The organism is Nocardiopsis protaetiae, from assembly GCF_045446735.1.
GTDB lineage: Bacteria > Actinomycetota > Actinomycetes > Streptosporangiales > Streptosporangiaceae > Nocardiopsis > Nocardiopsis protaetiae.
This window is the reverse complement of record NZ_JBJJBV010000053.1, coordinates 1-17,023: the sequence shown is the minus strand read 5'-3', so window position 1 is coordinate 17,023 and position 17,023 is coordinate 1. Positions and strand designations below refer to the sequence as shown.

Sequence of the window (17,023 nt, the reverse complement as noted above, 5' to 3'; positions counted from 1 at the left end):
GATGGCCGACGAAGCCAAACTGCGCGCGTACCTCAAGCGCTCGATGGCCGAAACGCAGCGGGCCGAGCGCCGGCTGCGCGAACTGGAGTCCCGTTCCCGCGAGCCCGTCGCCATCGTCGGGATGGCCTGCCGACTGCCCGGCGGCGTCGCCTCGCCCGACGACCTGTGGGACCTGGTGGACACCGGGACCGACGCGGTCTCGGAGTTCCCCGACGACCGGGGCTGGGACCTGGACGCCCTGTACGACCCCGACCCGGACCGGCCCGGCACCTCCTACACCCGCCACGGCGGGTTCCTGGACGCGCCCGGGGACTTCGACGCCGACTTCTTCGGGATCTCCCGCCGCGAGGCGCTGGCCACCGACCCCCAGCAGCGGCTGCTGCTGGAGACCGCGTGGGAGGCGTTCGAGCACGCCGGGATCGACCCCGGTCCGCTGCACGGCGGCCGCGTCTCGGTGTTCGCCGGGATCGCCACGAGCGACTACGGGGCCCGGCTGGACCCGGTCCCCGAGGACCTGGAGGGGTACCTGGCCGTGGGCAACCTCGGCAGCGTGGTGTCCGGGCGGATCGCGTACACGTTCGGGTTCGAGGGCCCGGCCGTCACCGTGGACACCGCCTGCTCCTCGTCGCTGGTGGCGCTGCACCTGGCGGTGCGCTCGCTGCGGTCGGGGGAGTCCGACCTGGCCCTGGCCGGGGGAGTGGCGGTCATGCCCACCCCGATCGGGTTCGTGGAGTTCTCCCGCCAGCGCGGGCTGGCGCCCGACGGGCGGTGCAAGCCGTTCGCGGCGGCCGCCGACGGCACCGCCTGGGCCGAGGGTGTGGGAACGCTGCTGCTGGAACGCCTCTCCGACGCCCGCCGCAACGGGCACCGGGTGCTCGCCGTGGTGCGCGGCACCGCGATCAACCAGGACGGGGCGTCCAACGGGCTGACCGCGCCCAACGGTCCGGCGCAGCAGCGGGTGATCCGGGCCGCGCTGGCCGACGCCGGGCTGGCCGCCGCCGACGTGGACGCCGTGGAGGCGCACGGGACGGGGACGACCCTGGGCGACCCCATCGAAGCCCAGGCCCTCATCGCGACCTACGGGCAGGGGCGCCCGGAGGGGCGGCCGCTGTGGCTGGGGTCGCTCAAGTCCAACATCGGGCACGCCCAGGCCGCCGCCGGGGTCTCGGGGATCATCAAGACCGTGCAGGCGCTCCGCCACGAGAAGCTGCCGCGGAGCCTGCACGTGGACGCGCCGTCGCCGCACGTGGACTGGGACGCGGGCGACGTCGCCCTGCTCACCGAGGCGCGAGCCTGGCCGCGCTCGGAGCGTCCGCGCCGGGCGGCCGTCTCCGCGTTCGGGGTGAGCGGCACCAACGCCCACGCCGTCATCGAGGAGGCGCCGCGGGAGGACGCCGAGACGGCTCCCCGTACCGGGGGAGTGGTGGGCCCGCTGCCGTGGGTGGTCTCCGGACGCGGCCCCGGGGCGCTGCGGGCGCAGGCGGAGCGGTTGGCCGCGCACGTGCGCGCGGGCGGCCACGACGCCGCCGACGTGGCGCACGCGCTGGTCACCGACCGGGTGCTGTTCGAGGACCGGGCCGTGGTGGTGGCCGGGGACCGGGACGGCCTCCTCGCCGGACTGGACGCCCTGGCCGAGGGCGGGACCGCCCCGGGCACGGCGGTCGGCACCGCCGTCGAGGACCCGCGCCCGACCGTGCTGTTCACCGGGCAGGGCGGCCAGCGGGTCGGTGCGGGGCGGGAGCTTTACGCGCGGTTCCCGGTGTTCGCGGCGGCCTTCGACGCCGCCGTGGAGGTCCTGGACCGTGAACTGAAGGGGCACGTGCCGCACTCGGTGCGGGACGTCGCCCTCGGAACCGGGGACGCGGACCCGGCCGAGCTGGACCGCACGGTGTACACGCAGGCCGGACTGTTCGCGCTGGAGACGGCCCTGTTCCGCCTGGTCGAGTCCTGGGGGATCACCCCCTCGGCGGTCGCCGGGCACTCCATCGGCGGCATCACCGCCGCGCACGTCGCCGGTGCCCTGTCCCTGGAGGACGCCGCCGTGCTGGTGGCCGCCCGCGGCCGCCTGATGCAGTCCGCACCCGAGGGCGGCGCGATGGTCGCCGTCGAGGCCACCGAGGAGGAGGTCGCCTCCGCCCTCGCCGAGGTCGACGGTGTGGGGATCGCGGCGGTCAACGGGCCGACCGCGATCGTGATCTCCGGGGACGAGACCCCCACCCTGGCGGTGGCCGAGGCGTTGAAGGCGCAGGGGCGGCGGACCAAGCGGCTCACCGTCAGCCACGCGTTCCACTCCCACCTCATGGAACCGATCCTGGACGAGTTCCGGGAGGTCGTGGCGGGGCTGGAGTTCGCAGAGCCGACGATCACGGTGATCTCCGACTCCACCGGTGAACCCGTGCGCCCGGGTGAGCTGGCCGACCCCGACTACTGGGTGCGGCACCTGCGCGGCACAGTCCGCTTCGCCGACGCCGTCCGCTCCGCGCACGGGACCGGCTCGCGGGTGTTCCTCGAACTCGGACCCGACGCCGTCCTCACCGCCCTGGCCGCCCGGACCCTCGACGCCGACGACGTCACGGCGGCCCCGGCCCTGCGCCGGGGACGCGGCGAGGCGGCCGCCCTGCTCACCGCCGTGGGCGCCGCCCACACCCGCGGCGTCCCCGTGGAGTGGTCGGCGGTCCTGCCCGCGGGCGCCCGCCCGGTCCCGCTGCCCACCTACGCCTTCCAGCGCGAACGCCTGTGGGCCGACCCCGTCGCCGACGGCGTCCGCGACCCCCGCGACCTGGGCCTGGGCGCCGCCGACCACCCCCTGCTCACCGCCGCCGTCACCCCCGCCGACGGCGGGCTGCTGCTCACCGGCCGCCTGTCCACGGCCACCCACCCCTGGCTCACCGACCACGCCGTGCTCGGTACCGTCATCGTGCCCGGCACCGCCCTGCTCGACCTCGCCGTCCACGCCGGCGACCTGGTCGGGGCCGACACCGTCGAGGAACTCGTCGTCGCCGCGCCCCTGGTTCTGGAGGGGCGGCGGGCCGTCCACCTCCAGGTCGAGGTGGCCCCCGGCACCGGCCCCCGCATCGCCAGGATCCACTCCCGCCCCCAGGACGCCCCGGCCGACGCCGAGTGGACCCTGCACGCCACCGCCGTCCTGCACACCGCCGAACCCGCGCCCGGGTTCGACTTCACCGCCTGGCCGCCCCCGGGCGCCGAACCCCTCGACGTGAGCGGGGTCTACCCCGACCTGGCCGCCGCGGGCCTCACCTACGGCCCGGCCTTCCAGGGATTGCGGGCCGCCTGGGAGCGCGACGGCGAACTGTTCGCCGAGGTCGCCCTCCCCGACGCCCACCACGACGGCGCCGCCGCGTTCGGCGTCCACCCGGCCCTGCTCGACGCCGCCGTGCACCTGCCCGCGTTGCGCGGCCTGGCCGACGTCCCCGAGGGCCACAACCGGCTGCCGTTCGCTTGGAGCGGCGTCCGCTTCCACGCCGCCGGCGCCACCCGGCTGCGGGTCCGGGTGCTCATGGACGGCACCGACTCCCTGACCCTGGAGGCCGCCGACCCCACCGGCGCGCCGGTGGTCACCATCGACGCCCTCACGGCCCGCCTGGTCTCCGCCGAGCGCCTGCGCGCCGCCGACGCGTCCGCGCGCGACTCCCTGCTGACCGTGGAGTGGACCGCCCTGCCCGACGCCGCGCCCCCGCGCGCGGCCTGGGCCGTCCTGGACGAGGGCGGGATCGCCGTCCGCGCCGGGCTGAAGGCGGCGGGGGTGACCGCCACCGCCTACACCGGGGCGGCCGCCCTGGCGGACTCCCTCGCGGCCGGGGAACCCGCACCGGCGTTCGCGGTCCTGCCCGCCGACGCCCCCGCCCCGGCCCTGGAGGACGTCCGCCGCTGGCTCGCCGCCGAGCACACCGCGGCCACCCGGCTCCTCGTCCTGACCCGCGACGCCGTCGCCGCCGCGGACGGGGACGCCCCGGACCCGGCGGCCGCCCCCGTGTGGGGGCTGATCCGCTCCGCCCAGCTGGAGCACCCCGACCGGCTGCTCCTGGCCGACCTGGACGCCGACGGCCTGCCCCACCTGCCGGGCGCGCTCGCCGCCGCCCTGGCCGCGCAGGAGGGCCAGTTCGCCGTCCGCGGCGGCCGCACCCTGGTCCCCCGCCTGGTCCGCGCGGAACGGTCCGTCCCCGCCGACCCCGAGACCGCACCGCCGATCGCCGACACCCCCGGTGACGGCCCGAACGGTACGGCGGCGACCGATGGCGGCTCGCGCGGTGTGACGGCTCCCGTGCCCCACCCGGAAGCGGCGGCTTCGACCGCCGGTGGAGCGGGAACGGCGGTCACCGCCGCCGCCCTGTCCGGGACGGTGCTGGTCACCGGCGGTCTGGGCGGTCTGGGCGGCGAGCTGGCCCGGCACCTGGTCCGGACACACGGCACCCGGGAGCTGGTGCTGACCGGGCGGCGCGGCCCGGACACCCCCGGCGCGGCGGAGCTGGTCGCGGAGCTGGAGGCGGCCGGCGCCCGGGTGAGGGCCGCGGCGGTGGACGTCACCGACCGGCGGGCCCTGGCCCGGCTGCTCACCGAGCACCCGCCCACCGCCATCGTCCACGCCGCCGGCGCCGTCGACGACGGCCTGCTGGCGGACCTGACCCCCCGGCGCCTGGCGGCGGTGCTCGCCCCCAAGGTCGACGGCGCCCTCCACCTGCACGAACTCACCCGCGGGCGGCCCGTCCCGCTCATCCTGTTCTCCTCGGTCGCCGGGCTCCTCGGCGGCCCCGGCCAGTCCGCCTACACGGCGGCGAACACCGCCCTGGACGCCCTGGCCGCCCGCCGCCGCGCCCAGGGCCTACCCGGAGCCTCCCTGGCCTGGGGCCTGTGGGAGCGCGAGAGCGGCGTGACCGCCCACCTCACCGACGCCGACCGGGCCCGGATCGCCCGCGGCGGCCTGCGCTCCCTGCCCACGGCCCGGGCGCTGGCCCTGTTCGACGCCGCCCTGGCCCCCGACGCCCCCGCCCTGGTGGTCCCCGCCGACCTGGACCTGCGGGCCCTGCGCGGACGCACCGCCCAGGAGGGGGTCCCGCCGCTGCTGCGCGCCCTGGTCCGGCCCGCCCGCCGGGCGGCCGCCACCGGCGGCGACGGCGGCGGCCTGGCCGCCCGGCTCGCCGGGCACGACGGCCCCGGCCGGCTGGCGGTCCTGCTGGACCTGGTGCGCGCCGAGACCGGCGTCGCCCTGGCCCACCCCGCCCCCGACACCATCCCCGCCGACCGCGCGCTCATCGAGCTGGGCCTGGACTCGCTCAGCGCCGTCGAGCTCCGCAACGGCCTGAGCACCGCCACCGGGCTGCGCCTGCCCGCCACCCTCACCTTCGACCACCCCACCCCGCAGGCCATCGCCGAGTTCCTGGACCGGTCGGTGGGCGAGGGGCCCGCGGCCGCCGCCGACGCCCCCGCCCCGGCCGGCTCCAGCGGGCTGGCCGACATCCACCGCCGCATCCACGAGAGCGGCCAGGCCGCCCAGGCCGCCGGGCTGCTCATCGCCTCCTCCCACGTGCGCCGCCTGTTCGGGCCGGAGGAGGCCGCCGCGCACACCCCGCCCCCGGTCCGCCTGGCCCAGGGGCCCGGCAGGACCAAGGTGGTGTGCTTCCCGGCGCTGAGCGCCATCTCCGGGCCGCACGAGTACTCCCGCTTCGGCCGCGAGTTCCGGGGCGAGCGCGACGTGCACGTCATCGCCGCCCCCGGCTTCACCGACGCCGCCGACCAGCCCCTGCCCGACTCGGTGGAGACCCTGGTGCGGATGAACGTCGACGCCCTGCGCGCCGCCGTGGGCGACGACCCGTTCGTGGTGGTGGGCCGGTCCATGGGCGGCTGCGTCGCCCACGCCGTCACCGAGGCCCTGGAGAAGGAGGGCACCGTCCCCGAGGGCATGCTGCTGATCGACAGCTATCCCATCGACGCCGCCACCGAACCCGGCATGGAGTGGTGGATCGACGCCATGATCACCGGGATGCTGGAGCGGATCGACCGGTTCGACCTGGCCCTGCACGACGAGCGCCTCACCACCATGGGCACCTACAACCGGCTCTTCCAGCACTGGAGGCCGGGGCCGGTGCGCACCCCGATCCTGCTGCTGCGGGCGCTGACCGCCCTGCGCGGCACCACCGTGGACGGCCCCCGCGACTGGCGGGCCTACTGGCCGGTCCCGTACTCGGCGGTGGACATCCCCGGCGACCACTTCACCACCCTGGAGGAGGACACCGGCACCACCGCCGCCGCCGTCCGCGCCTGGCTCGCGGAGCGCGAGGGGTGACCCGCTCGGTGGTGGTGACCGGCGCGGCCGTCGGTATCGGCCGCGCCGCCGCCGAGCTGTTCGCCGAACGCGGCCACGGCGTGGTCGCCGTGGACACCGACGGGCAGGGGCTGGCCGCGCTCACCGGCACGGCCGGTCCCGCCCCCGTCGTCCCCCTGGCCGGCGACGTGACCGACCCGGAGGTGCCCGAGGCGGCCGTGGCCCTGGCGCTGGAGCGGTTCGGCCGCCTGGACGCGGTCGTGCTCAACGCCGGGATCGGCGCGACCCGCCCCCTGGAGGAACCCGGGGCGCTGGAGCGCTTCGACCGCATCGTGGACGTCAACCTGCGCGCGGTCGCCCTCGGGCTGCGCGCCGCCCTGCCCGCGCTGCGCGACGCACAGGGCTCGGCGGTGGTCACCGCCTCGGTGTCGGGCCTGGCGGGGGACCCCGGGCTGTGGTCCTACAACGCCGCCAAGGCCGGGGTGGTCAACCTGGTCCGCTCCGTCGCCCTGGAGCAGGCGGGCCGGGGCGTGCGGGTCAACGCCGTCGCCCCGGGGCTCACCGACACCCCGCGCACCGCACCCCACCGGGAGGACCCCGCCCTCGCCGCCGCGCTGACCGCGCGCATCCCCCTGCGGCGGTGGGCGCGCGCCCGGGAGCAGGCCGAGGCGATCTGGTTCCTGGCCTCCCCGGCCGCCTCCTACATCACCGGCGCGGTCCTGCCCGTGGACGGCGGCCTCACCGCCTCCACCGGGCTCCTCGCCCCGCCGTGAAAAGCCCGATCCTGGAAAGCCGGGGAGGACCGGCCATCGCCGGTCCTCCCCGGGGCCGGGTCAGCCCACGAGCTGGTGCACGATCCCCAACCGGTCGGGCAGCACCTCGTACTCCACGATCCGCCCGTCCCGGAACCGGATCGTGCTGATGCTCTGCCCGACGAAGCGCCGCCCCGACGGCGGGGCCCCGAACACCTCGCCGCGCTGGACGCCCTCGATGGTCCAGTACACGACCACCCGGTCGCCCTCGGCGACGGTGTCGGTCACCGTCGCGGTGACCCCCTCCACCGCCTGCCGCAGCCAGGTGATGTGCTCCACGAAACCGTCCCGGCCCCGCAGCCCCCCGGCGGCGGCGTCGTGCCCGTCCTCGGCCACGATCTCGTCCAGGACCTCCAGCCTGCCCTGGGACACCACCTCCTCGTAGAAGCGGCGGGCCGCGGCCCGGTTGGTCTCGGTCGTCGACATGGGTCTCCTCCGTAGGGTGTCGGTGCTGCGTGTGCGTGCGCCCGGCCGGGCGGCCGGGCCGGGGGTCAGGCCAGGGGGTCGCCGGGCAGCGGCAGGATGCCCAGGTTGGCGTCCAGCCCGCCGTCGGCCACCAGGGTCGTCCCGGTGATGTACGAGGCGGCCGGGGAGGCCAGGAACCAGATCGCCTCCGCCTGCTCGCGGGGTTCGGCGAACCTGCCCAGCGGGATCCGCCGCGCGATGGCCGCGTGCACCCCGGGGTCGCGGGTGACGCCCGCCGTGATCCCGGTGCGGGTCAGCCCTGGCGCCAGGGCGTTGACGCGCACCCCTTGGCGGGCGTGGTCCAGCGCGGTGGCCCGCACCAGGTTCACCAGCGCGCCCTTGGTGGCGTTGTACGCCCAGTTGCCGGGGTCGCCGCGCAGCCCGGCCACCGACGCGGTGACCACCGCCGAACCCCGGGTGTCGCGCAGCGCGGGCAGCGCCGCCCGCAGCCCCCGGATCGGGCCCACCAGGTTGACCCCGATGATGTGCTCGGCCAGCTCGACCGCGCCCGGCGACTCCAGCGGCGGGGTGCCGCCGATCCCGGCGTTGAGCACGACCGCGTCCAGGCGGCCGAACCGCTCCAGCGCCAGCGACACCGCGTCCTCGTTGGCGGCCTCCCCGGACACGTCGCCGACCAGGGGGACCACCCCCTCGGTGTCGGCGAGCGCCTTGAGCCCGGCCTCGGAGACGTCGACCGCGACCACGCCGTGGCCGCGCTCGGCGAACAGCTCCGCGGTGGCGCGCCCGATACCCGAGGCGGCCCCGGTGACCACCACGGCCCGGCGGACCTCGTCCTGTGCACTGCTCATCTGGTTGTTGGGTGTGGGCCCCGTCCTTCAGGGCGGGGAGGAAACACCCGTCTCCTCTCGCAAATCGTGTTCTCGTTCGTGTTTTCGATGACTTCCCCGGTTTCCCTCACACCGAGGTAACCGGATCGCTACAGTGCGGAGCATGACCAGGAGAACGGTGAAGCGGGCGTTCCGGTACCGCTTCTACCCCACAGGTGCGCAGGCGGCGGAGCTGTCGCGCACGTTCGGGTGTGTCCGCCTCGTCTACAACAAAGCACTGGCCGCCCGCACCCGGGCCTGGTACCAGCGCCAGGAGCGGGTCGACTACAACGCGACCTCGGCGATGCTCACCGGCTGGAAGAAGACCGACGACCTCGCCTTCCTGTCCGAGGTGTCCTCGGTGCCGTTGCAGCAGACGCTGCGGCACCTGCAGGGCGCGTTCGCCAACTTCTTCGCGGGCCGGGCGCGGTACCCGCGTTTCAAGTCGCGTAAGAAGTCGCGGGCGTCGGCGGAGTACACCCCCAGCGCGTTCCGCTACCGCGATGGGGAACTCACCCTGGCGAAGATGGCCGAACCCTTGGACATCCGCTGGTCCCGCCCGCTCCCGGCAGGTGCGACCCCGTCCACGGTGACGGTGTCCCGGGATGCGGCCGGACGCTGGTTCGTATCGCTGCTCTGCGAGGACACCGTCGATGCTGATCCCGCGCCCAACGACGCGGTGGGTATCGACGCCGGCATCACCTCGCTGGTCACCCTGTCCACGGGCGAGAAGGTCACCAACCCCCGGTACGAGCGGGCCGACCGTGCCCGGCTCGCCAAGGCCCAGCGGGCGCTGTCGCGCAAACAGGAGGGGTCGGCGAACCGGGGCAAGGCCCGCACCAGGGTGGCGCGGGTGCACGCTCGGATCGCCGACCGCCGGAAGGATTTCCTGCACAAGCTCACCACTCGTCTCGTCCGCGAAAACCAAGTGGTCGTGATCGAGGACCTGACCGTGCGCGCCATGGTCAAGAACCGCGCCCTGGCCCGCGCCGTTTCCGACGCGGCGTGGTCGGAGCTGCGGTCGATGCTGGAGTACAAAGCGGACTGGTACGGGCGGGAGCTGGTCGTGGTGGACCGGTTCTTCCCCTCCACCCGGTTGTGTTCGGCCCCCGGGTGCGGGCATGTGCACGAGAGGCTGCCGCTGGACGTGCGGGAGTGGATCTGTCCCCGGTGCGGGATCGTCCATGACCGGGATGTGAACGCGGCGAACAACATCAGGGCGGCCGGGCTGGCCGTTGCTGCCTGTGGAGCCGGTGTGAGACCTCAACGGGAGTCCTCCCGGACGGGGCGGTCGGTGTCGAAGCAGGAAGGCCACGGGGCGACCCGCGGCGGGGCGAACGCCCCGAACCACCGGTAGGTGGTTCCGCAATCCCCCTCCTCCAGGAGGGGGAGGAAGTCAAGTCAGGCCTTTCGTCGGTGCGGCGGCCGCGGGCGGGACCGGTCGGGGGACCGCCGCCAGCAGCGACCGCGTGTAGGGGTGGGCGGGGGAGCGCAGGACCTCCTCCGCCGGGCCGGTCTCCACGATCCGGCCGTCCTGCATGACCGCGACCCGGTCGCACACCCTGCGGACCACGGCCAGGTCGTGGGAGATGAACACCAGGGCGGTGCCGGTCTCGCGGCGCAGCCGCCCCAGCAGCGCGAGGATGCGCGCCTGCACCGTCACGTCCAGCGCCGACACCGGTTCGTCGCAGACCAGCACGTCCGGGCCCGGGGCCAGGGCGCGGGCGATCGCCACCCGCTGGCGCTGACCGCCGGAGAGCCGGGCGGGGGAGCGCCCGGCCAGCGCCGGGTCCAGGCCCACCGCCTCCAGCAGGCGCGCCACCTCGGCGGGGCGTTCGGCGCGCGGCACGCGGCGCTCCAGGGCCTCGGCGATCACCCGGCCGACAGCGAACCGGGGGTCGAACGACCCGAGCGGGTCCTGGTCGACGAGCTGGATGCGGTGGCGCCGGGGGCGGCGCGCCCGCTCGGGCGGCCCGCTCCACGGCTCACCGGCCAGCGACACGCTCCCGGCGTCGGCACCGAACTCCGCCATCAGCAGCCGGGCCACCGTGCTCTTGCCCGACCCGGAGCCGCCGACCACGCCCAGCGCCTCCCCGGGGGCCAGGGCCAGGGACACGTCCCGGACCGCCGTCCGGGTGCCGCCGCCCGGGGAGCGGTAGGTCTTGGTCAGGCCGACCGCCTCCAGCACCGGCACCGGGGCCGCCCCGCCGTCCCCCGCCGTGTCCTCCCCCGGGCCCGGCACGGCGACGGGCGGGGCCGCGTCAACCGGACCGGCGGGCCCGGGCAGGGGGACGCCCGCGTGCCGGCAGCGGACCTCGCGGTCCCCCTCCCACGCCGTGGGCGGCGGGAGCTCCGCGCGGCAGCCGTCGTCGGCCAGCGGGCAGCGCGGCGCGTACGGGCAGCCCCGCTCCGCCGCCGGCGCGGTGGGCGCCGTGGCCTGCCCGACGGGCACCGGCCCCTCCAGGGTGGGCGCCGCCGCCAGCAGCTCGGCCGTGTAGGGGTGGGCGGGCGCGGCCAGCACCTGTCCCGCCGGCCCGCGCTCCACCACCAGGCCCGCGTACATGACGGCGATCTCGTCGGCCAGCCCGGCCACCACCGCCAGGTCGTGGCTGATGAGCAGCAGCGCGCCGCCCCGCGCCCGGCGGGCCGCGAGCAGGTCCAGGATCTGCGCCTGCACCGTCACGTCCAGGGCGGTCGTGGGCTCGTCGGCGATCACCAGCTCGGGGTCGGCGGCCAGGGCCGAGGCGATCAGCGCCCGCTGGCGCAGACCCCCCGACAGCTCGTGCGGGTACTGGAACATCCGCGCGGCCGGATCGGGCACGCCCGCCTCGCGCAGCAGCGCGGGCACCCGCTCGTCCAGTTCCGCCGCGGTGGCGAGCCGGTGCACCTCCAGCGGTTCGGCCACCTCGTCGCCCACCCGCCGCAGCGGGTCCAGCGACGTCAGCGCGTCCTGGAGGACGTACCCGACGCGCCGCCCGCGCAGCGACCGCCACCGGCGCTCGTCGAGCGCGCGCAGGTCGACACCGCTGAAGGACAGCTCATCGGCGCGCACCTCGGCCCGCGCCCCCGCCAGCCCCAGCAGGGCGCGGGCGGTGACGCTCTTGCCCGACCCCGACTCCCCGACCACGGCCAGGCACCGCCCGGCGTGCACGTCCAGGGACACGTCCCGGACCGCGGCGACCGTCGCCCGGCGGCCCGGGAAGTCCACCGACAGGCCCCTGATCCGGGCCAGCGGCCGGCTCACGCGTCCTCACCGGCCTCGAACCGGTCCCGCAGGGCCCGGCCGACCACGGTCACCGACATCACGGTCAGGGTGATCGCGGCGCCGGGGAACAGCCCCAGCGTCCACGACGCACCCAGGTAGTTGCGGGCCTGGGCGAGCATCGCCCCCCATTCCGGTTGCGGGGGCTGCGGGCCCAGCCCCAGGAAACCCAGCGAGGCCCCGGCGATGAGCGCGGTCCCGACGTTCATCGTGGCCAGGGCCAGCAGGGGCAGCAGGACGTTGGGGGCGGTGTGCCGCAGCACGATCCGCGCCGGGTGCACCCCCAGGTTCACGGCGGCCCGTACGTAGGAGGAGCGGCGCACCACATGGGTCTGCACCCGCACCACCCGCGCGAACCCCGGGGACAGGGCGACGGTGAGGGCCACCGCCACGTTCACCGTCCCCGGACCCAGGATCGCGACGACCAGCAGCGCCACGAGGATGTCGGGGAAGGACAGGAACACGTCGGCGATCCGCATCGCGATCCGGTCCACGACCGGCCCGCCGAGCGCCGCCAGCAGCCCCCACAGCGAACCGATCACGGCGGCGGGCACGGTCGCGCCCAGGCCCACCGCCAGGGAGGCGCGGGCACCGTGCACGACGCGCGCCCACACGTCGCGCCCCAGCTGGTCGGTGCCCAGGGGGTGTTCCCACGAGGGGCCCAGCAGCGCGGCGGCGGGGTCCACGGTGTGGTGCGGCCCGGCCAGCAGGTCGGGCGCGACCGCCGCCACCGCCGCCACGGCCAGGAACGCCGCCGCGGCGAGGACGCCCACCGGCGGCAGGGGGCGGCGCCGGCCCGCGGGGCGCGGGCGGGACGGTCCGATGACCACCGGGGCGCTCACGCGATCTCCTCCCGCAGCCGCGGGTCCACGACCCGGTAGACCAGGTCCAGCACGATTCCGATCAGGGAGAACACCACCGCGCCGAGGATCGCCACCCCGATGACCACCGGCAGGTCGCGCCCGTTGACCGCGGACACCAGCACCCTGCCCACGCCCTGGCGGGCGAAGACCGCCTCCACCACCACGACCCCGCCCATGAGGTTGCCGAGCACCCAGCCCGACAGGGTCAGCACCGGCAGGCAGGCGTGGCGCAGCGCGTGGCGCAGCCGCAGCCGGTTCCCCGAGGCGCCGCGGGCCAGCACGGTCAGCGCGAACGGCTGGTCCAGGGCGCGTTCGAGGCCCTCCCGGGTCACCTGCGCCAGCAGGCCCGCGATGGACAGCCCCAGGGTGGCCCAGGGCAGGACCAGCGCGGCGAGGCCGTTGCCGCCCAGCACCGGGAACCAGCCCAGGCCGAACGCGAAGGCGGCGAGCAGCAGCACCCCGATCCAGAAGGAGGGGGTGGAGATCGACACGAACTCGAAGGCGTGGGCCAGGGCCCGCAGCCGGGGCCGCCCCGCCGTCAGCAGGGCCAGCCCGACCGCCAGGCCCAGGCCCAGCGCCGCCCCGCCCAGGGCCAGGGCGGCGCTGGCCCCGAACTGCTCGCCCACCACCTCGGCCACCGGCCGGTCGAGCTGGTAGGAGTACCCCAGGTCGCCGCGGACCAGCCGCCCCAGGAACGCCGTGTACCGGACCCACCAGGGGTTGTCGAGCCCGTAGGCCTCCCGGACGGCGTCCAGGACCTGCGGCGAGGCGGTGGCCTGGACCCCGCCCGCGATGGCGCGGGCGGGGTCGCCGGGGATCAGGGCCATGCCGGCGAAGGCCAGGGTCGCCGTCCCCCACACCACGAGCAGGGACGCCAGGAGGCGGCGCGCCAACCACCGTGCCGGTGCCGGCATGGGCTCACTCCTCCGACAGCCAGGCGTCGTGGAAGACCGGGTAGGTCTGCTCGTCGAAGGCCAGCCCCTGGACGTCCGTGGAGAAGCCGGTCAGGTTGACGGGCGTGTACAGCGGCACGATGTAGGCCTCCTCCAGCACCTTGTGCTGGACCAGGGAGTACAGCTCCGCGGCCTCCTCGGGGTCGGCGGTGGCCGCGGCCTCGGTGACCCAGGAGTCGATGTCGTCCTCCGTCAGCAGGGCGACGTTGCCGCCCGCGTTGGCGTAGGTGTTCTCCGAGTGGAACGCGAACCGCAGCACGTCCGGGGTGGGCCGGGCGAAGCTGACGTCCACCAGGTCGTAGCCGCCGCCGATGAGGTGCTCGTCGACGAAGGTGCCGGTGTCCACGGTGGGCCGCTGGATCTCGATGCCGACCTCGGCGGCCTGGGCCTGGATGCCCTCGGCCAGCACCTCGCGCTGGTCGCGGGTGCCCTCGGCCCAGTAGGGCCACACCAGGCTCAGGCGCTCGCCGTCGCGGGTGCGGAACCCCTCGTCGTCGACCTCGTCCCACCCGGCCTCGTCCAGCAGCCGGCCCGCCTCCTCGGGGTCGTACCCGGTGGCGGCGCCGGACGCCTGGGGGTCGTAGCCCGCGGTGAGCTCGCTCAGCGGGTTGTCGGCCACCGGGTAGTGGCCCTTGTAGACGCTGCCCACCAGCTGGTCGACGTCGATGGACGCGGCCAGGGCGCGGCGCACGGTGACGTCGGCGAGCGGGCCCCCGGTCTGGTTCAGGTACAGGTTGTAGTTGAGGCCCGGGGTGTGCTGCACGGTGAGGACGAACCCCTCGGCGGCCTCGACCTCGTCGGCGTTCAGGGTGGGCACCCCGGCGATGCCGTGGACCTCTCCCGAGGTCAGTGCCCCGTACCGGGTGGCGTCCTCCTGGACGAACTCGAAGACCAGCTCCTCCAGGTGCGCGGGGCCGTCGTTGGCGGCGTCCGGGCGCGGGGAGGAGTGGTCGGGGTTGCGGGCCAGGGTGACCCGGCTGTCCTGCTCCCAGGACACGAAGGAGAAGGGGCCGGTGCCCACCGGCTCGTACTCCTCGGCGGGCCGGTCCAGCGCCTGCGGGCTCTGGATGCCCAGGTAGGGCACGGACAGGGCCTGGAGGAACGGGGTGAAGGGCCGCTCCAGCTCCACCTCGACGGTCAGCTCGTCGACGACCCGCGACCCGGCGTAGGGGCCGATGAGGGAGGCCGCGTAGGCCGACTGCGTGTCGGGGTCCACCACGTGGTCGAGGGAGCGCTTGACTGCCTCGGCGTCCAGGGGCGTCCCGTCGTGGAAGACCACGCCCTCGCGCAGGGTGAAGGTGTAGACGGTGCCGTCCTCGGAGACATCCCAGGACTCGGCCAGCCACGGCTCGAACTCGTCGGGCCCGGTCTGGGCGACCAGGGAGTCGAAGATGTTGCGGTCGATGAGCCCGGTGACGGCGGTGGCGGCCACCGCGGGATCCAGGGTGACCTGGGTGCCCGCGATGCCGTACACGAGGGTGCCGCCGGAGACGGGGCCCTCGGTGTCGCCCGCGGCGCTCTCCTGCGTCTGCCCGCCGCGGGCGTACAGGACGGCGGCGGCCACCGCGACGGCGACGGCCGCGGCCCCGGCGGCCAGCAGCAGCGGGCGGCGGCGCGAGCGCAGCCGCCGGGGGGCGGCGGTCCCGGCGGCGGGATCGGAGAGAGGGGGGTCGGTGTGGGACATAGGGGGATCCTGTCGTGCGCTGGCAGAAAAGAAGGCGCTCCCGAATTTCTCGGAGCGGTTGCAGAGAGGTTTTTCGGGAATGGTTCCGAGAGCGTCGTGCGGGGGTTATCCCGGAAATTCAAGGAGTCTTTTCGGGTCCGCACATGTGCGGACCTCTCGTCTCCCGTGCCAGATCACACCACATGCCAGGGTGGTCGGTCAACAGTCGGAGTCCCTTTGCTCCGTTTTTCGACCCGTGGCGTAATGCAGATCACCCGGAACAATAGCCGGTGCTTATGCGGGGCCATCCGAATTTCTTATGCGGACGGTTCTCGGGGGAAATTCCCGGCCGCGGGGCCCCGCCCGGCGGTTCAGGTGGCCGGGCTCAGGGGACGGGCGAGACCGTCCACCGGCGGCGCCGTGGAGTCGCGGAAGAACCGCCGCAGGGCCGTCGCCGCCACCCGCTCCGGTTCGGGGTCCAGGCCGCGCCGCGCCGCCAGCCGCAGCGGGACCGACCCCTGCTCGGGCAGCCCGCCCACCCGGACCAGGCCCGCCGGGATGGAGCGCACGACGGGCAGCAGGGCCACCCCCAGGCCCGCCCGGGCCGCGGCCAGGACGCCCTCCAGGTTGGTGGCCTCGGCGGCGATCCGCACCGCCCGCCCCGTCACCTCCAGTGCCCGCAGCGCCTGCTGGCGCAGGTTGCACGGTTCCTGGAAGGCCACCACCGACAGCTGGTCGCCGTCGTCGTGCAGCGACCAGTCCGGGGAGGACAGCCACAGCAGCGGTAGCGCGCCCACCTCCACCGCGCCCACCGGCGAACCGCTGCCCAGGATGAGCGCGAGGTCCAGGGCGCCCCGGCCGACGTCCTCGGCCAGCTCGGTCGAGCGGTCGAGGCGGAAGACCAGGTCCCGGCCGGGGAAGAGCGGGCGCAGTTCGGTGAGCAGGGTGGGCAGCACGTGGTCGGCCGCGTGCTCGGTGGCCCCGAACGTGAGGCTGGAGGCGGGCACCTCGGCCAGTCGGCGCACCGCGGCGTCGTGGACGGCCAGGATGCAGCGGGCCTCGGCGAGCAGCGCCTCGCCGGCCGGCGTGAACCGGGTCGACCGGCCGCTGCGCTCGACCAGGGGGCGGCCCACGGCGCGCTCCAGGGCGCGCACGTGCTGGCTGACGGAGGGCTGGCTCGTTCGCAGCACGGACGCCGCCCGGCCGAAGCCACCGCAGTCGGCGATGGCCACGAAGGTCCGCAGGTGGACGAGATCGAACTGAGGACTCATACCTACAATTTAGCCCAGAAAAGTAGGAAATACTGGAGTCAAGGGACTCTCGTACCCCACCACTTCCCTGGGTGTCCGATCCGCTGCTCTGCGTGCCCGGTTCCGGGCCCGCCTCAGCCCGTCCCGGCGGGGGACCGGTACGGGTCCGCCGACCGGTCCGGGGCGTGCACGATGTCGGGCAGACCCGGGCCCAGCCGCAGGCTCTCCAGGAACAGCACCACGGCCGCCGCCACGCTGCGGTGGGAGATGTCGTTGAGGACGTCGTGCCGGCCGTCCGCCACCAGGACGGTGCGGGTCGCGGCGGGGCCGCCCAGGGCGGCGAACACCTCCCGGGCCGGGGCGACCGGGTCCTGCTGCCCGTGCAGGAGCAGGGTCGGCAGGTCGGAGGGGCGCAGGGCCGCCTCGGCGAGCGCCGGCGGCAGCGGGGCGCCGAGGGCACCGCGTTCGAAGCGGCGGTCCCCGTCCAGGACGCCCCGGTGGGTGGGGCAGGAGGTCCGCGCCTCCAGCTCGGCCTGCCAGGTGCCGCCCACACGCGGTGCCCGGGCGCCGGGCGGCACGAGCCCGGCGAGCAGGAGGGCGTCCACACCCTCCAGGCCCGGCGCCAGGACCGCCGCGGCCGTGGCCCCG

The 17,023-nt window shown here is 75.9% G+C and carries 11 protein-coding genes; 3 read left to right on the top strand and 8 right to left on the bottom strand.

The features are described 5' to 3' along the window. Position 1 precedes the first annotated feature (1 nt). Together ACJOT3_RS11200 and ACJOT3_RS11195 are read left to right on the top strand one after the other, a co-directional pair. A complete protein-coding gene (locus ACJOT3_RS11200) occupies positions 2–6,301 on the top strand; it encodes a type I polyketide synthase (protein ID WP_406971639.1) in 6,300 nt (2,099 codons plus the stop codon). Further along, a complete protein-coding gene (locus ACJOT3_RS11195; RefSeq protein WP_406971637.1) occupies positions 6,298–7,053 on the top strand; it encodes an SDR family NAD(P)-dependent oxidoreductase in 756 nt (251 codons plus the stop codon). The genes ACJOT3_RS11200 and ACJOT3_RS11195 overlap by 4 nt, the downstream gene beginning before the upstream one ends. Before the next feature lie 60 nt (positions 7,054–7,113). Here ACJOT3_RS11195 and ACJOT3_RS11190 read toward each other — a convergent pair whose 3' ends face one another. Further along, entirely contained in the window at positions 7,114–7,518 is a 405-nt protein-coding gene (locus tag ACJOT3_RS11190) for an ester cyclase (RefSeq protein ID WP_406971635.1), read from the bottom strand. 65 nt (positions 7,519–7,583) lie between these two features. Then, positions 7,584–8,366, bottom strand: a complete 783-nt coding sequence (locus tag ACJOT3_RS11185) for an SDR family NAD(P)-dependent oxidoreductase (RefSeq protein WP_406971633.1) — start codon at positions 8,364–8,366, stop codon at positions 7,584–7,586. A gap of 142 nt (positions 8,367–8,508) precedes the next feature. On the opposite strand from ACJOT3_RS11185, the gene ACJOT3_RS11180 reads away from it, so the two are divergent. Continuing rightward, positions 8,509–9,741, top strand: a complete 1,233-nt coding sequence (locus ACJOT3_RS11180; RefSeq protein ID WP_406971631.1) for an RNA-guided endonuclease InsQ/TnpB family protein — start codon at positions 8,509–8,511, stop codon at positions 9,739–9,741. A 39-nt stretch (positions 9,742–9,780) separates the two neighbouring features. Here ACJOT3_RS11180 and ACJOT3_RS11175 read toward each other — a convergent pair whose 3' ends face one another. The 6 genes from ACJOT3_RS11175 to ACJOT3_RS11150 all read right to left on the bottom strand — a co-directional run. Then, on the bottom strand, positions 9,781–11,628 hold the full coding sequence (locus tag ACJOT3_RS11175; RefSeq protein WP_406971629.1) for a dipeptide ABC transporter ATP-binding protein: 1,848 nt from the start codon (positions 11,626–11,628) through the stop codon (positions 9,781–9,783). Then, positions 11,625–12,488 (bottom strand): ABC transporter permease, encoded by an 864-nt coding sequence (locus tag ACJOT3_RS11170; protein ID WP_406971627.1) that lies wholly within the window; start codon positions 12,486–12,488, stop codon positions 11,625–11,627. Before ACJOT3_RS11170 ends, ACJOT3_RS11175 begins: the two co-directional genes overlap by 4 nt. Beyond that, a complete protein-coding gene (locus ACJOT3_RS11165) occupies positions 12,485–13,423 on the bottom strand; it encodes an ABC transporter permease (protein WP_406971625.1) in 939 nt (312 codons plus the stop codon). The genes ACJOT3_RS11170 and ACJOT3_RS11165 overlap by 4 nt, the downstream gene beginning before the upstream one ends. Positions 13,424–13,427: 4 nt before the next feature. Next, a complete protein-coding gene (locus tag ACJOT3_RS11160) occupies positions 13,428–15,146 on the bottom strand; it encodes an ABC transporter substrate-binding protein (protein WP_406971623.1) in 1,719 nt (572 codons plus the stop codon). A 350-nt stretch (positions 15,147–15,496) separates the two neighbouring features. Next, on the bottom strand, positions 15,497–16,396 hold the full coding sequence (locus tag ACJOT3_RS11155; protein WP_406971621.1) for a LysR family transcriptional regulator: 900 nt from the start codon (positions 16,394–16,396) through the stop codon (positions 15,497–15,499). A gap of 113 nt (positions 16,397–16,509) precedes the next feature. After that, positions 16,510–17,023 (bottom strand): alpha/beta fold hydrolase (locus tag ACJOT3_RS11150; protein WP_406971619.1); only part of this gene is annotated, 514 nt, incomplete at its 5' end.

Excerpts from the sequence above, each read along its gene's own strand:
- ACJOT3_RS11200 (WP_406971639.1), top strand. The coding sequence starts at position 2 with ATGGCCGACGAAGCCAAACTGCGCGCGTACCTCAAGCGCTCGATGGCC.
- ACJOT3_RS11190 (WP_406971635.1), bottom strand. The coding sequence starts at position 7,518 with ATGTCGACGACCGAGACCAACCGGGCCGCGGCCCGCCGCTTCTACGAG.
- ACJOT3_RS11185 (WP_406971633.1), bottom strand. The coding sequence starts at position 8,366 with ATGAGCAGTGCACAGGACGAGGTCCGCCGGGCCGTGGTGGTCACCGGG.
- ACJOT3_RS11180 (WP_406971631.1), top strand. The coding sequence starts at position 8,509 with ATGACCAGGAGAACGGTGAAGCGGGCGTTCCGGTACCGCTTCTACCCC.
- ACJOT3_RS11165 (WP_406971625.1), bottom strand. The coding sequence starts at position 13,423 with ATGCCGGCACCGGCACGGTGGTTGGCGCGCCGCCTCCTGGCGTCCCTG.
- ACJOT3_RS11160 (WP_406971623.1), bottom strand. The coding sequence starts at position 15,146 with ATGTCCCACACCGACCCCCCTCTCTCCGATCCCGCCGCCGGGACCGCC.
- ACJOT3_RS11155 (WP_406971621.1), bottom strand. The coding sequence starts at position 16,396 with ATGAGTCCTCAGTTCGATCTCGTCCACCTGCGGACCTTCGTGGCCATC.